Source organism: Halorientalis persicus (assembly GCF_900110215.1).
In the GTDB taxonomy this organism is placed as follows: domain Archaea; phylum Halobacteriota; class Halobacteria; order Halobacteriales; family Haloarculaceae; genus Halorientalis; species Halorientalis persica.
Genome location: NZ_FOCX01000002.1, coordinates 75,423 through 90,462, shown reverse-complemented (window position 1 = coordinate 90,462; position 15,040 = coordinate 75,423). Strand labels below are relative to the sequence as shown.

General features: G+C 66.1%; 13 protein-coding genes. 9 read left to right on the top strand and 4 right to left on the bottom strand.

The features are described 5' to 3' along the window. Window positions 1–70 precede the first annotated feature (70 nt). The 3 genes from BMX17_RS02505 (at window position 71) to BMX17_RS02495 (ending at window position 2,498) form a co-directional block, all read left to right on the top strand. Entirely contained in the window at window positions 71–1,003 is a 933-nt protein-coding gene (locus BMX17_RS02505; RefSeq protein WP_092657316.1) for an ABC transporter ATP-binding protein, read from the top strand. After that, window positions 1,000–1,911 (top strand): ABC transporter permease, encoded by a 912-nt coding sequence (locus BMX17_RS02500; RefSeq protein WP_092657314.1) that lies wholly within the window; start codon window positions 1,000–1,002, stop codon window positions 1,909–1,911. The genes BMX17_RS02505 and BMX17_RS02500 overlap by 4 nt, the downstream gene beginning before the upstream one ends. Before the next feature lie 119 nt (window positions 1,912–2,030). Then, window positions 2,031–2,498 (top strand): hypothetical protein, encoded by a 468-nt coding sequence (locus BMX17_RS02495; RefSeq protein ID WP_092657312.1) that lies wholly within the window; start codon window positions 2,031–2,033, stop codon window positions 2,496–2,498. On the opposite strand, the gene BMX17_RS02490 is transcribed toward BMX17_RS02495, so the two are convergent. Continuing rightward, window positions 2,491–3,546, bottom strand: coding sequence for an NAD(P)-dependent glycerol-1-phosphate dehydrogenase (locus BMX17_RS02490; RefSeq protein WP_092657310.1), 1,056 nt, complete (start codon window positions 3,544–3,546; stop codon window positions 2,491–2,493). The genes BMX17_RS02495 and BMX17_RS02490 overlap by 8 nt on opposite strands. 45 nt (window positions 3,547–3,591) lie before the next feature. After that, a complete protein-coding gene (locus tag BMX17_RS02485; RefSeq protein WP_092657308.1) occupies window positions 3,592–4,581 on the bottom strand; it encodes an NAD-dependent epimerase/dehydratase family protein in 990 nt (329 codons plus the stop codon). A gap of 164 nt (window positions 4,582–4,745) precedes the next feature. Here BMX17_RS02485 and BMX17_RS02480 point away from each other — a divergent pair, with 164 nt between their 5' ends. Genes BMX17_RS02480 through BMX17_RS02465 form a run of 4 tightly spaced genes read left to right on the top strand, consistent with a single transcriptional unit; the run spans window position 4,746 to window position 7,331 of the window. Beyond that, window positions 4,746–6,509 (top strand): histidine kinase N-terminal 7TM domain-containing protein, encoded by a 1,764-nt coding sequence (locus BMX17_RS02480; protein WP_092657306.1) that lies wholly within the window; start codon window positions 4,746–4,748, stop codon window positions 6,507–6,509. A 57-nt stretch (window positions 6,510–6,566) separates the two neighbouring features. After that, complete coding sequence (locus tag BMX17_RS02475; protein WP_092657304.1) at window positions 6,567–6,782, top strand: zinc ribbon domain-containing protein; 216 nt, start codon at window positions 6,567–6,569, stop codon at window positions 6,780–6,782. Next, entirely contained in the window at window positions 6,782–7,021 is a 240-nt protein-coding gene (locus tag BMX17_RS02470) for a DUF8143 family protein (protein ID WP_139203406.1), read from the top strand. Before BMX17_RS02475 ends, BMX17_RS02470 begins: the two co-directional genes overlap by 1 nt. Window positions 7,022–7,055: 34 nt before the next feature. Continuing rightward, window positions 7,056–7,331, top strand: coding sequence for a hypothetical protein (locus BMX17_RS02465; RefSeq protein WP_092657300.1), 276 nt, complete (start codon window positions 7,056–7,058; stop codon window positions 7,329–7,331). A 132-nt stretch (window positions 7,332–7,463) separates the two neighbouring features. On the opposite strand, the gene gltB is transcribed toward BMX17_RS02465, so the two are convergent. Further along, window positions 7,464–12,023 (bottom strand): glutamate synthase large subunit, encoded by a 4,560-nt coding sequence (gene gltB, locus BMX17_RS02460; RefSeq protein ID WP_092657298.1) that lies wholly within the window; start codon window positions 12,021–12,023, stop codon window positions 7,464–7,466. A gap of 266 nt (window positions 12,024–12,289) precedes the next feature. Further along, complete coding sequence (gene proS, locus BMX17_RS02455) at window positions 12,290–13,741, bottom strand: proline--tRNA ligase (RefSeq protein WP_092657296.1); 1,452 nt, start codon at window positions 13,739–13,741, stop codon at window positions 12,290–12,292. A 116-nt stretch (window positions 13,742–13,857) separates the two neighbouring features. Between proS and BMX17_RS02450 the strand changes: the two genes are divergently transcribed. Beyond that, window positions 13,858–14,253 carry a DUF7344 domain-containing protein gene (locus tag BMX17_RS02450; protein ID WP_092657294.1) on the top strand — a complete coding sequence of 132 codons (396 nt, stop codon included), beginning with the start codon at window positions 13,858–13,860 and terminating at the stop codon, window positions 14,251–14,253. Further along, window positions 14,250–14,975, top strand: coding sequence for a DICT sensory domain-containing protein (locus BMX17_RS02445; RefSeq protein ID WP_092657292.1), 726 nt, complete (start codon window positions 14,250–14,252; stop codon window positions 14,973–14,975). The genes BMX17_RS02450 and BMX17_RS02445 overlap by 4 nt, the downstream gene beginning before the upstream one ends. Window positions 14,976–15,040 lie beyond the last annotated feature (65 nt).

The window sequence follows — 15,040 nt, the reverse complement described above, 5'->3', positions numbered from 1 at the left end:
TGGGATTCCGCTCGCTACGTGTCACTGTCGAAGGGGAAAACTTGTTGACGGGGCGGTAGAGAGGGGGAGTATGGCAGCGATCGAGACGGACGCCTTGACACGGCGTTACGGGGAGGTGGTCGCCGTCGATTCGGTCGACCTGACCGTCGAACAGGGGGAGGTGTTCGGCTTTCTGGGGCCAAACGGGGCCGGGAAGTCGACGGTTATCAATATGTTACTCGACTACACGCCGCCCTCGTCGGGGGAGGCGCGCGTGTTCGGCCACCCGACGCGGACGGAGGCCGTCGACATCCGGGAACGGGTCGGTGTCCTTCCCGACGGGTACCAGCTCTACGACCGGCTCTCGGGTCGCCGACACCTGGAGTTCGTCGTGCAGGCCCGCGGGGCCGACGACGACCCCGACGAGATTCTCGACCGGGTGGGGCTGGACCCCGAGGACGCCGAGCGCAACGCCGGCGACTACTCCAAGGGGATGGCTCAGCGGCTGGTGCTTGGGATGGCACTGGTAGACGACCCGGATCTGTTGATCCTCGACGAGCCCTCCACCGGACTCGACCCGAACGGCATCCGGCTGATGCGCGACGTCATCCGGCAAGAGGTGAACCGCGGCGCGACCGTCTTCTTCTCCAGTCACATCCTCGGGCAGGTGGAGGCGGTCTGTGACCGGGTCGGGATCATGAACGAGGGGCGACTCATCGAGGTGGCGTCGCTCGACGAGATCCGCGACACCGTCGGCGTCGGAACCACGCTGCACGTGACCGTCGACAGCCAGCCGGATCTCACCATCTCGGATCTGGAGGCGATGGACGACGTGTCCAACGTCCGGGCCGACGGCCCCGAGCTGACGATGAGCCTGTCGGACTCGACGGCCAAGGCCAGAGTGATCAGCCGGATCGAGGACGCGGGTGCGACGGTCACCGACTTCGAGACCACCGAGTCCTCGCTGGAAGAGCTGTTCGCGGCGCTGATCGACGAGGACGAGACCGCGGAGGTGTCGGCATGAAGGACCACCAGCTGGCGGTCATGGCCCGGAAGGACTTCGACGACGCCATCAGGTCCAAGGTCCTCTGGATTCTGACCGCCGCCTTCGTGTTGTTCATGGGGACTCTGATATACATCGTGACACGGGGCGCAAACATTCCGGCGGGTCTCACCGCAGGCGAGTGGCGGATTCTGGTGTCGAGGGTTCTCAGTTCCCTGGTACCGTGGATCAGCCACATCGTAGCGATCCTCGCGTTGATCGGCGGATACACCTCCATCGTCGATGAGCGGCGGTCGGGGAGTATCAAACTCCTCCTCGGCCAGCCCTTCGAGCGGGCCGAAATCCTCGTCGGGAAGATGGTCGGCCGGTCGGGAGTCATCGCCGTGAGTTCCCTTGCCGGCTTCGCCGCAATCGCTGCCGGCATCGTCCTGTTCCTCGGAGTGCCGCCGATCGTCGATCTCAGCTGGCGGCTGATCGGATTGTTCGTGCTGACCGCCATGCTCGGTGGTGTGTACACGGTCATCGCTGTCAGCGTGTCAGGACTGTCGAGTACGCGAAACAGAGCGCTGATGTCGATCGTCTCCATATTCTTCGTCTGTCAGCTCGCCTGGACCGGCGTCACGAGTTTCGTCTACTCGTTTTTCGGCAGCGTCTCGGGGAATGCCCCGGACCTGTACCTGTTTCTCACCTACCTCACACCGGGTGCCGCATACACCCGCCTGACCGCCCTCGTCACGTTTAGTCCCCCCGTGCCACCGGCACCTCACCCCAGCTTGATGCAAGACGGTGTGACGGGGCGGGCACTCCAGGCCCAACAATCGGGATCGTTCCTCCTCTCCGAGTACACCGCGTTCCTGATACTCCTCGCCTGGGTCGTCCTGGCCGGTGCACTCGCTTACAGCGTCTTCCGGGACGCCGACCTGGGCTGACTCCCGGCTCACCGCGCGATCCCTCCCGTTCCCGTCCGGCGTCAATCGGGTGTTGTGTGGCTCCCGAGAGGTCGAAACGATGTGACGGGTTTAACCACTGCTGGTCCCTGGCTGGTTGCATGAGTCTTGCCGGTCGGTCGCGGGATCACGTGACGGAGATGCTGGCCGAACTCGAAGCCGAGTACGGGTCGTTTCCGGTGTCCCAGACGACGGTGTCGATACCGTCGGGGTGTTACGAGGAGACCGTCCGGGAGTGGCGACAGACGGTCGCGCGAGTCGACGTTCACGTGCGAAACGACGCGGGCGAGGTCCTCGCCCGCGCCGACGGTGACGAGGTGCGGCCGCCGGGGTCGGCCGTCGGCCCGGAGGAATCCCTCGAGGAACGCGCCCGGCGAGCGGTCGGCGTCGAGTGTCGGATCGACGGGCTCCAGGCCGTCACCATCGCCGGCATCCAGAACGAACACGACGCGGACGACGACCCGGTGTATCGACTGGTCGCCCTGTTCGACGGGACCCACGTCGGCGGCACGCCGCCGGCGGACTGTCGGTGGCTCGCCGACCCGCCGGAGAGTCAACTCCTCATATGACGCCGGTCGCGCGGGCCGCCTCGCGTGCCGCGGGTTCGCTCACGCCGTCGCCGAGGATCGTGTAGCGGTCCCGGATGCGGTGTGCGGTCGTCAGCGACTCGATCACCGTCTCGTCGTCGATCCCCAGTTCCTCGGCTGTCGTCGGTGCGCCGATCCGGGCCAGCGCGTCCCTGATCTTGCGCCATTCGGTCTCGCCACTGTGGAGGTACTCCGTGATGATCGAGCCGACGCCGACCTGGTGGCCGTGGAGCGCCGCCCCGGGCACCAGCCGGTCGAGTTGATGCGAGAAGAGGTGCTCGGCCCCGCTTGCCGGCCGGGACGAGCCCGCGATGGACATCGCGACGCCCGAGGAGACCAGCGCCTTGACGACGACCCACGCCGACTCCTCCAGTCCCCGCTTGACCGAGTCGGCGTTCTCGACGAGCATCTCCGCGGTCATCTGACTGAGCGCCCCCGCGTACTCCGAGTACTCGACGTTTTTCAGTCGATGGGCGAGCTGCCAGTCCTTGACGGCGGTGTAGTTGCTGATGATGTCGGCACAGCCCGCGGTGGTGAGCCGCCAGGGTGCCTCGGCCAGAATCTCCGTGTCGGCGACCACGGCCAGCGGCGGTTCGGCGGCCACGCTGTGGCGCGTGTCCTCCTCGGGCACCGAACCGCGGCCGCTGACGATGCCGTCGTGGCTGGCCGCCGTCGGCACCGAGACGAACCCCAGGCCCAGTTCGTCGGCGGCCATCTTCGTGATGTCGATGACCTTCCCGCCGCCGACACCGATGAGAAAGCCAGCTTCCGACGCCCGGGCGGTCTCGATGACGCGCTGGACTTCCTCGAAGCTGGCCTCCTCGACCGTCGTCAGCGCCGGTTCTTCTCCCTCGGCCCCGAACGCCTCCACGACGCGGTCCCCCGCCACCTCCTTCGGCGTCGGACTCGTCACCACGAGCGGCCGCCCCGTCAGGTGTAACTCGGCGACGGCGTCGACCGTCTCGTCGAGGACGCCGTGCCCCACCACGACGTTCCGGGGCAGGCGGATCCACGAAGACTTCTGGAACATACGCGTCCCTGTCGTGCCACGAATTAATGCGTTCCCCCTCCAGTCTCAGGTCAGCGTGTCCAGCACGCCCAGCACGCGCGCCTCGGCCTCGCGGTCGGGGCCGTACTCGCTCCCGTCGCGGTCGCTCTCGACGTAGTCGTCGACCGTCGCCTGGAGCGCCGACTCCGGCGGTGTCGCCTCCCAGCCCAGTCCCGACAGTTTCGCCGTCGACAGCAGGTGAGGGTAGTCCCGATAGAGCGGGAACTCGCCGGCATCGATGTCTCCGGCCGCGAGCTCACGGGAACCGGCGTGGACGATCTCGACCGACTCGCCCAGTACCGTGGCGATCATCTCGACGAGTTCGTCCAGCGTCGTCGCCCGACGGTCGCCGACGTTGTAGGCCTCCCCCGGCTCGCCGTTTTCGGCCACGGTTCTGATCGCCGCGGCCACGTCCTCGACGTAGGCCCGGTGCCAGACGTTCGTCCCGTCGCCGGGGACCAGTACCCGGTCGTGATTCGCGACCCGCTCGATCCAGTAGTCCACCCGACCGGTGTAGTCGTGAGGGCCGTAGACGTTACAGGGGCGGACGCTCGATGCCGCCACCCCGTCCTCGGCCGCGGCGAAGATCGCCCGGTCCCCCTCGGCCTTGCGCGGCCCGTAACTCCCCTTCGAGTCGTCGGTCGCCTGCTCCTCGGTGCAGTCGTGGAGCCCCGTCTCGCCCTCGCGTTTCGGGATCGCTTCCTCGCCGTAGGCCGCGCCGCTGGAGACGTAGACGTAGGCGTCGGCGTCGTCGAAGATCCGGGTCGCGGCCCGCACGTCGCGGGGGTAGTAGGCCACGCAGTCGATCACCACGTCCGGGGCGACGGCGTGGGCGGCGTCGGCCAGGTCGCCGTCGTCGGTTCGATCTCCCTGGACGTGTTCGACCGCCGTGTCGGCGAACGGGTTGTCGTGTTCGCCGCGGTTGCAGATCGCTACGTCGTAGCCGTGGTCGCGCAACTCCGCGACGGTGTGGCGACCGACGAATCGCGTCCCACCGATGACGAGCGCCTGGGTCATGCGCCACTCCACGACGCCCTGGGTGAAAAGGTTCGGTCCGGGGCCGTCGCCGTTCCGTGAACTTCCCCCACGGTATCGGCTGTCAATACACGGCTAACTTTTTATCTGTAACCTATCGTTTGTTCCGGCGGTTACATCTCCAGGGCTCCGGTCCCGAATCTGTGATGAGGGTTCAGCACACGCCATACACGGCCCCACTAATCGCGAGTGCGTTGCTCGCCCTCCTCAGTGCGTATTACGTCCAGCGCCAGAGCGACCGGCTCTCGGCGAGTATGTACGCGTGGGCGATGGTCTCGATGTTCTTCTGGGCCGCCAGCTCGGCGGCCACGTTGACCGTCGTCGACCCGTTCATGACCCGGGTGCTGGTGGGGACAGTTCTGGGATTTGCCGCACTGACGACGGCGACCTGGTGTCTGTTCTGTCTCAGCTACAGCGGCTACGAGCGGTGGCTGTCCTGGCCGCTGTTCACCGTCTTCGGCGTCGCGGTCGCGGGTATCACCGCACTCACAGTCTCGAATCCCCTGCACGACCTCGTGTTCGTCGAGCGGACGGTCGACACCACCGGCGGCTGGGTCACTGTCGGCCACGAGTGGGCACTGGGCCTCTGGCTCTCCGTGCTGGTCGTCTACGCCATCCACGCGATCACGCACGTCGTCCTCTTCAGGAAGTTCCGGCGGTCGCGCAATCTCTATCGGACCTTCACGGTTCTCCTCTTGCTGGCCAGCCTCACCATCTGGCTCGCCAACATCCTCTCGGTGACCGGCTACAGCCCGCTCCCCCACATGATGTTCGTCCCACTCGTCTTCCTGTTCTGGGGCGTGTTCGGGCTGATCGTCCTGGCCAGCAGGCGGTTCGTCCGGTCGCTCCCGGTCGACCGGTTCCTCGAACTGGTCAGCCCCCGATCCGACAACGTCGTCCCGCTGGCCCGGGACTTCGTCGTCGAGGAGATGGACAGCGGCGTCGTCATCCTCGACGCGACCGACTACGTCGTCGACGTGAATCAGCGCGCGAAAGCGATGCTGGACTCCAAGAACCGACTCATCGGCAGGCCGATCCACGAGGTCGTCGACCTCGACGAGTACTTCGAGGACGGACTGGTGAGCGACGAGAGTCGCCAGCAGATCTGGGTCCAGTCCGCGAACGGCGACCGGAACTGCTACGACGTGAGCGTCTCTGCGATCACCAGCGACGACGGCACCGCCGTCGGTCGCGCCATCGTGATGAACGACATCACACACCAGAAGGAACGCGAACAGCGCCTGCGCAACCGAGAGGGGGAACTCCAGACGCTCAAGCAGGTCCTCTCGCGGATCATCCGGCACAACATCCGCAACGACATCAACGTCGTCCAGGGCAACGCCGAGTGGATCGTCGCCAACGCCGACGACGACGAGGTGGCGACCCGGGCCGAACAGATCGTCGCTACGGCCGAAGACCTCGCGACGACGAGCCGCAAGACCCGCATCGTGGACCGCGTCGTCGGCACCGAGTACGACCTGATCGACATCGACCTCGAATCCCTGCTCGCGGACACGCTGGCCGACATCCGTGCCGACCACCCCGAGGCCACCGTCCGGGCCGACGTGCCATCGGGGGTCACCGTCCGCGGGAACGCGTACCTCTCGGCGGCCATCGAGAACGCGATCGAGAACGCGATCGTCCACGACCAAAGTCCGGACGCGACCGTCGAGATCGAGGTCCGCGCCGCCGAGGACACCGTCTCCCTCACCATCCGCGACGAAGGGCCCGGGATCCCCGAACAGGAGATGGAGGCCCTCGAAAGTGGGGAGGAGACCGAGCTGATCCACGCCAGCGGGATCGGCCTCTGGCTGATCGACTGGATCGTTCGCAACTCCGGCGGGTCGGTCACCTGGTCGAACACCGATTCGGGTGCCGTGACGCGGATGGAACTGCCACGGGCCACCTGAGCGGCCTGACCAGCCCGGCAAAATACTGATACCGATACAGGTTCCACGCTTACACGTATGCCCCCTGAAGATCCCTCCGACCGCGGCTGTCCGAAGTGCGGTCACACCGACGCGGAAGTCGACAAGATCACCACCACCGGCGGTGGCCTCTCGAAGATGTTCGACATCCAGAACCGCGGGTTCGAGACCGTCTCGTGTACCAACTGCGGCTACACCGAACTGTACAAGTCCGACGCCGGATCGAGCAACATCGTCGACGTGTTCCTGGGCTGATGAGCGCCGGCGGGTTCTTCGTGGTGTTCCTGCTGGTGGCCATCGGCGCACCCGTCCTGCTCTGGCTCTTGATCGAGTCCGAGACCGACGATCCGGACGTGATGGATCGCCGGAGTGCCGAGGAGGCCGCCCGTGCGGATTCGCGAACCGCGACCGACCGACGGGAGTCCACCGGCCGTGAGCAACGGGCGCGCCAGGACACCGACGACGGTTGCCAGTGGCACAGCCACCGGGAGTAATTTTACAGCCTGGCCACCAGAACCTGTCACTGTAATGAACAGGCGTTTCTTCGGCTGGCCACTGGTTCTGGCCGGCGTCGTCGTTCTCTGGGTCGGGTGGGGAAACGCGTGGAATCTGGTGAAACCGTACCATCTCGCCTGTGCGGTCACTGACCCGCCCGGGCTTCACCTCGACGGACTCCTCCGGATCGTGTACACCGACAACACCTGCACGGGCGACGAGTATCGACACGCCTGGAAGGTCTTTCTGTCGCTCTCCACGTTGGGACTGGCGCTGGTCGGCGGCGGCACGGTGCTGTTGCGTCGATGAACTATCCTGGCTCCCTGTCACGCGAGCACAGCACCCGCGAGCGCGCGACAGCGTGCTCGCGGCGGTTTTTCCCCAAGTTTTTGCTTCGGGGGGTCGCCGCCGGCGACCCCCCGACGTAAAAAGTGGGTGCCGTTAGTCGTCAGCCTGGCCCGTCGCGGGCTCGCTGGCTTCGGCGCTGGGGGTCGCGGCTTCGGGCGGTTCGGTCCGCACGTCCGCCTCGTCGTCGTCTTCGATAATCTCGGCGTAGGCGTCCGGCAGGACCTTCACGAAGTTGTCGAGTTCCTCGTCCCAGTTGTCGAGGATGTACTGGCCCCGATCCGAGTCGGTGTAGGCGACGTGGTTTTCGAGCAGGCGGCGCAGCATCGAGCGGTCCCGCTCGTCGAGCGTGTCGAACGTCGAGACCATCCCGCGGTTGACCTTCTGCGGGAAGTCGCCCTCGCGATCGAGGACGTAGGCGACACCGCCGGACATCCCGGCCGCGAAGTTCTTGCCCGTGTCGCCAAGCACCGCGACCGCGCCGCCGGTCATGTACTCACAGCCGTGGTCGCCGACCGACTCGACGACGGCCTTCACGCCGGAGTTGCGGACGGCGAAGCGCTCGCCGGCCTGGCCGTTCACGTAGAGTTCGCCCTGGGTCGCGCCGTAGAGGGCGACGTTGCCGATCAGGGTGTTCTCTTCTGGCTCGTAGGGCGCGTCGGCGGGCGTGTTGACGATCATCTTCCCGCCGGAGAGGCCCTTGCCGACGTAGTCGTTGGCGGTGCCGGTGAGCTCGAAGGTGACCCCGTCCTGCAGGAAGGCCCCGAAGCTCTGGCCGGCGACGCCCTCGAAGTCGACGCGGATGGTGTCGCTCGGCAGGCCGGGCGTCCCGTGTTCCTGAGAGATGCGGTTCGAGAGGGTCGCACCCACCGCGCGATGGACGTTGTCGATGTCCATCGACAGCGAGACTGGGTCACCGGTCTCGACGGTGTCGCCGATCTCCTCCAAGATATCCCAGTCGAGTTGCTCGTCGACCTCGTGGGTCTGCTCGCGGGTCTTGTAGCGGTCGTCGTCGCCCGCGGGCTCGGCGAGGATCGCGGAGAGGTCGAGTTTCTTGGCCTTGGGGTGCTCCACGTCGTCGCGCTGCTGGAGCACGTCCACGCGGCCGATCATCTCGTCGACGGTCTCGAAGCCGAGTTCGGCCATGATCTCGCGCAGTTCCTGCGCGACGAAGGTCATGTAGTTGATGACGTTTTCGGGCGTGCCGGGGAAGCGAGCGCGCAGTTTCTCGTTCTGGGTGGCGACGCCGACCGGACAGGTGTTCTCGTGGCACTGCCGGGCCATCACACAGCCGGAGGTGACCATCGAGGCGGTCCCGAAGGCGTACCCCTCCGCACCGAATAGTGCGGCGACAGCCACGTCGCGGCCGGTCTTCATGCCGCCGTCGGTCGAGACCTTGATCCGGGAGCGCAGGTCCGTCGCCCGGAGCATCTGGTTGGCTTCCGCCACGCCCAGTTCCCAGGGCAGGCCCGCGCTCTTGATCGAGGTCTTCGGTGACGCACCGGTCCCGCCGTCGTGGCCCGAGATGTGGACCACGTCGGCGTTGGCCTTCGCGACACCGGCGGCGATGGTGCCGATGCCGTCCTCGGCGACCAGTTTGACGTTGATGTCGGCGTCGGGGTTGGCCGCCTTGAGGTCGTGGATCAACTGCTTGAGGTCCTCGATGGAGTAGATGTCGTGCAGCGGCGGCGGCGAGATGAGGCCGACGCCTGGCGTCGCGTACCTGACGTGGGCGATCATCTCGTTGACCTTCTTCCCGGGCAGGTGGCCACCCTCGCCGGGCTTTGACCCCTGGGCCATCTTGATCTGAATCTCCTCGGCGGCCGAGAGGTAATCGCTGGTGACGCCAAAGCGGCCGGAGGCGACCTGTTTGGTCGTACACTCCTTCTCGGTGTCGAAGCGCTCGGGCGGTTCCCCGCCCTCGCCGGTGTTGGCGTTCGCGCCGAGGCGGTTCATCGCGATGGCGTTGTTCTCGTGCATCTCCGGCGACAGCGAGCCGAGACTCATCGCGGCCGTCTCGAAGCGCTCGACGATGTCCTCGATGGGTTCGACGTCTTCGATGGGGATGGACTCGCGGTCCTCGTCGAACTCAAGCAGTCCCCGGAGGGTCTGGAGCTGTTTCGTCTGGTCGTTGATCTTCTCGGCGAACTCCTTGTACTTCTCGTAGTCGCCCTGCCGGACGGCCTGCTGGACCGTCCCGACCGTCTCGGGGTTCCACTGGTGGTGGATACCGCCGGTGCGGTGCTCGAACTCGCCCTGGCGCTCGATCTCGGGATCGTCGCTGAAGGCCACGTCGTAGCGGGTCCGGAGGTCGTCTTCGAGGTCCTCGATCTCCATGCCCTCGGTCCGGCAGGTCGTCCCCTCGAAGTACTCGGCGATGAAGTCGGAATCGAGCCCGACGGCCTCGAAGATCTGTGCGCCCTGGTAGCTCTCGACGGTCGAGATACCCATCTTGGCCATCGTCTTGAGGAGGCCGTCCTCGACGGCCCCGATGTAGGCCTCGATGGCGGTGTCGAGGTTCGCGCCGTCCGGTCCGGCCACCAGGTCCTCGATGGTCTGGTAGGCGAGGTAGGGGTTGACAGCACCCGCGCCGTAGCCGATCAGCGTCGCGAAGTGGTGGACGGTGCGCGGGTCGCCAGACTCGACGACGAGGCCGACGTGGTTGCGCAGGCCGTTGCGGACGAGGTGGTGGTGGATACCGCCGACGGCCAGCAGGCTCGGGATCGGCACCGCGTCCTCGCCGGCACCCCGATCCGAAAGGACGAGGATGTCGTGTTCGGTCGCGGCCTGGTCGGCCTCGGTCCGGACGTTCTCGACGGCCGTCCGGAGGTCGGTCTCGTCGGGATCGTAGGTGATGTCGACGACTGCCGTCGAGAGGCCGTTCTCGTCGATCTCCTTGATCGCCGCCGTCTCCTCGTCGGTGAGGATGGGCGAGTCGACGACGAGCTGGCGAGCGTGGTCCTGGCTCTCGGCGAGCAGGTTGCGCTGGTAGCCAAGCCGCGACTCCAGGGAGGTCACCAGTTCCTCGCGGATGTAGTCCAGCGGCGGGTTCGTGACCTGAGCGAACAGTTGTTTGAAGTAGCTAAACAGCGGTCGGTTGTGGTCGGTGAGGACCGACAGCGGCGTGTCGTCACCCATCGAACCGACCGGGTCCTTGCCCTTCTCGGCCATGGGCTGGAGGAGGTGGTCGACCTCGTCGTAGGTGTAGCCGTACAGCGCCTGGTAGGACCGCAGGGCGTCGACGTTGCCCCTGGGTTCGGTCTCGTGATCGGCCACGTCGTCGAGGTGGACCTGCTCTTTCTCGACCCACTCGGCGTACTTCTCGTCTGTGAGCTGGTCGAACACTTCCTCGTCGGGGACGACTCGCCCCTCGTTGGGATCGGCGAGGAACAGCTGGCCGGGCTGGAGTCGCCCGCGCTCTTCGATCTCCGCCGGATCGTTGTCCAGTGCGCCGGCCTCGCTGGACATCACGAGCCGGCCGTTCTGGAGGATGTCGTACCGGCAGGGGCGCAGGCCGTTGCGGTCGAGTACCGCGCCGACCCGCTCGCCGTCGGTGGCCGCCACGAGGGCGGGACCGTCCCAGGGCTCGACCAGCGAGGCGTGGTAATCGTACCAGTCCCGTCGCTTCTGGGAGATCATGTTGGCCTCGCCGCGCCAGGCCTCCGGGATGAGCATTCGGAGCGCGTGGGGCAGGTCCCGACCCCCTTCCATGAGCAGTTCGAGGCCGTTGTCGACGCTGGCCGTGTCGGACTGCTCGGGGTCGTCGATGATCGGCTTCAGCTTCTCCATCTCCGCGTCGGAGTAGTGATCGGCAAAGCCCGCCGCGGAGAGGTCGGTCTCGCGGGCGCGCATCCAGTTGATGTTGCCCTGGATGGTGTTGAACTCGCCGTTGTGGATGATGTTGCGGTAGGGGTGTGCGAGGTGCCACGCGCCGAGCGTGTTCGTCGAGAACCGCGCGTGGACCATCGCGAACGTCGAGGCCATCCGCTCGTCGGTGAGTTCGGGGTAGTACTCGGGCAACTGCTCGGCGAGCAAGAGCCCCTTGTAGACGACCGTGTCCTGGTCGAGCGAGACGATGTAGAACCGCTCGTGGCCAGTCGGTTGTTCGTCTTCGACAGTGTTCTCTACTACCCGGCGTGCGACGTAGAGGCGCTTGTCGAACTCTTCGTCGCTCACGTCGCCCTCGGGGCGGACGAATGCCTGCTCGACGCGGGGTTCGGACTCGACCGCCGTCGCGCCCAGCGTCGAATTGTCCGTCTCGACGGTTCGCCAGTGGAAGACCTCCAGGCCCTCCGAGGCGAGTTTCGACTCGAACAGGTCTTTCAGTCCCGCGGCGGCCTCGTCGTCACGGGGGAGAAAGAGTGACCCGACCGCGTACTCGCCCCGTGGCGGGAGATCGGCGTCGACCGCACCCTCGAAAAAGTCGTGGGGCATCTGGAGCAAGATCCCGGCACCGTCACCGGTGTTCTCCTCCGCGCCCGTGGTTCCGCGGTGTTCGAGGTTCGCGAGCAGTTCCAGACCGTCGGCGACGACGTCGTTGTCCCGACCCCCGTCGAGATCCATTACGACGCCCACGCCGCAGTTAGACCGTACATCAGTGGGATCCGCGAGCCCGGCCTCGCTCGCAGACTCGCTAGTAGTCCGTTGCCCAACCATACCCGTCACTTCGACTGCCCAGTTAAGAGACTGTCCCTCAAGGGCTAAGGGTCTGTTAAACTCAAATAAGGGGATATAAACACATTCACTACAATACTGACACTCTGTTTCGAAAAACCGTTAGAGATGTGTGTGCGGGTGCGAGGCGGTAGAACAGTCGCATCAGCGATAGAACCCCTTCTCGTCGGATGGCTACCGTGTGGTACCGGCACGGGCTCAGAACCGCCAAACCTCCGGCAACAAAATCCGTGTCCTGGCGGCAGTTGTCAGTAACTCTTCGCGAAGTAGGCCGTTTCGGTGGCCTCCTCGCCACAGATCGCACACTCGTCGCCGATGGGGTCCTCGTCGGGGTCCATCGGGACCATGACGATCTCGGCGGCGATGGCCTCCTTGATCGGATCCTCACAGTCCTCGTCGCCACACCACGGCGCTTTGACGTAGCCGCCGTGCTGGCCGATGGTTCCGAGGATGTCCTCGCGGCTGTGGGCTTCCCGGACGTTCTCCTCGAGGTTCTCCTCGGCGTCGGCCTTCAGCTTCGCGAACACCGCATCGAGGTGGTCGCCGACGGCCTCGTCCAGTCCGTCGCGGTCGACGGTCTCGGTCTCACCGTCGGGCCGATGCACGAGGGTGACTTCCTCGTCGTCGACCTCGTGGGGGCCGACCTCGATCCGGAGCGGGACGCCTTTCAGCTCCCACTCGTTGTACTTGAACCCGGGGTTGCGCTCGTCGCGGTCGTCGAGGTGGACGCGGAACTCCTCGTCCAGATCCAGCGCCAACTCCTCGGCGTACTCGAGGACCTCGTCTTTGGTGTCTTCCTGCCAGATCGGGACGATGACGACCTGTTCGGGCGCGAGCGCGGGCGGGAGGACGAGTCCCTGGTCGTCGGAGTGTGTCATCACGAGCGCGCCCAGCGAGCGCCAGGACAGCCCCCACGAGGTGGTGTGGGCGGTCCGTTCCGCCTCGTCCTCGTCGACGTAGGTCACGTCGTAGGCCTCGGCGAAGGACTGGCCGAGGTAGTGGGAGGTCGCGCCCTGGACGGACTTCCCGTCGGGCATCAGCGCCTCGACGGTCGTCGTGGTGTCCGCGCCGGGGAACTTGTCGTGGTCGGGTTTGCGACCCCTGAGTACCGGAATGGCCAGCACGTCCTCGTAGAGTTTCTCGTACTGGTCCAGCCGGGTCATCGCCTCGTCCCAGGCCTCGTCGCCGTCCTCGTGGGCCGTGTGGCCCTCCTGCCAGAGGAACTCCTTGGTGCGGAAGAAGGGCTTTGTCTCGGTGGCCTCCCACCGGACGACCGAACACCACTGGTTGACCCGATGCGGGAGGTCACGGTGGCTTCGGGTCCACTGGGCGAGGAAGGGCGTGATGATCGATTCGCTGGTGGGGCGCACAGCCAATCGCTCTTCGAGTTCGTCGTAGCCGCCGTGGGTCACCCACGCCACTTCGGGGTCGAACCCCTCGACGATGTCTTTCTCCTTCTCGAGGTAGGACTCGGGAATGAACATCGGGAAGTAGGCGTTGGTGACGCCCGTGTCCTTGAACCACGAGTCGAGGTGGTTCTGGAGCCGCTCCCAGAGCTCGTACCCGCGCGGGCGCGTCACGATGAAGCCACCCATTGGCGCGTAGTCGGCGAGTTTGGCCTTCTGGATCACTTCGGCGTACCACTCGCCCGTCGCGTGTTCTTTGCTCTCGGTGATACCGAGTTCCTGCGAATCGCTCATACACGGTCATCCGGCACGGGCGTAATAAACCCGCCGTGTCCACTGCAGACGCCGCCGGAGCATCCTATAATTACACCGCAAAAATAAATAAAGCAACCTGTGTTACAGATACATCCATGAGTCACGGTGCCACACAATCCCCTCCCCAGGCTGTCGACGGACGACTCGAAGCGCTCTCGAACCATACCCGTCGGTTCGTGCTCTACTATCTCCGGGAACACGGGGACGCCACCCAGAACGAACTGACGGACGTCGTGACCGGCTGGCTCGCGACGACCGCCGGGACCGACGCCGACCCTGGCGCTCACGACGAGCGACGGATCGCGCTGCAACACGTCCACCTGCCGAAGCTCCGGGAGTGCGCCCTCGTCGAGCACGATCCCGACACTGGCGTCGTCGCGCTCGGGGACTATCCCGCGTGGGTAGACGACTGTCTCGACGTGACCTTCCAGGTCGAAGCTGCGGCCCCTGGTGATCGGCCCCAGTCGCTCCGGGATCTGATCGACCGATGACCGGGACACTCCAGACGCTTCTCGACGACCTGTCGGCACGACGACGAACGGTGACCGTCTACGCCGCCGACCCACCCGCGGACCTCGCCGAGCGGCTCGCGGACTGGCACGTGGACGTGCGGTTCGACCGGCTCCCGCCGGAGTCGGAGGCTGGGTTCATCACCGTCCGGCAGGCCGACCGGTTCCTCGGCACCGTTTCGCTGGAAACGGTCGCGACGCTGTTCGAACCGACTGCAGGGGTTCTCGACGCCGACGCTACCGCGACCGGTTCCCTCGAACCGCTGCTGGAACTGCTGGACGACACGCTCTTCCAGTCGTTCGAACGCCGCCAACTGCTGGCGGCGACCCGCGAGATCGAAGACCGCGCCTGGCGACACGGACAGGGTGAACTCCACGCCGGCTTCCAGCGACCGGCGGCGCTCACGGCCCAGCGCGAGGTCTACGAACGCCTCGCCGAGAGCGACCTCGACGTGCACGTCTACTTCGAGGGGGAGTGGGACGCGCCGTCGATCACCGGGGTGACCGAACACACCGCGTCCGACGGCGAACTCGGCCAGTTCTGGTTCGTGGCCTTCCAGCCCGACGCGGCCGCGCGGCCACAGACCTGTGGTCTGCTCGCTCGCGAGCGCGAACCCGCCACGTACGGCGGGTTCTGGACCTACGACCCGAACCGCGTCTCGGCGCTGGTATCCCATCTCCGGACCACGCACGCCGACGCCTGACCCCAGCGACGCCGGCACACGACCGGCATTAATAAATGCCCCTCTATATCCGGCGAAGGTTACAC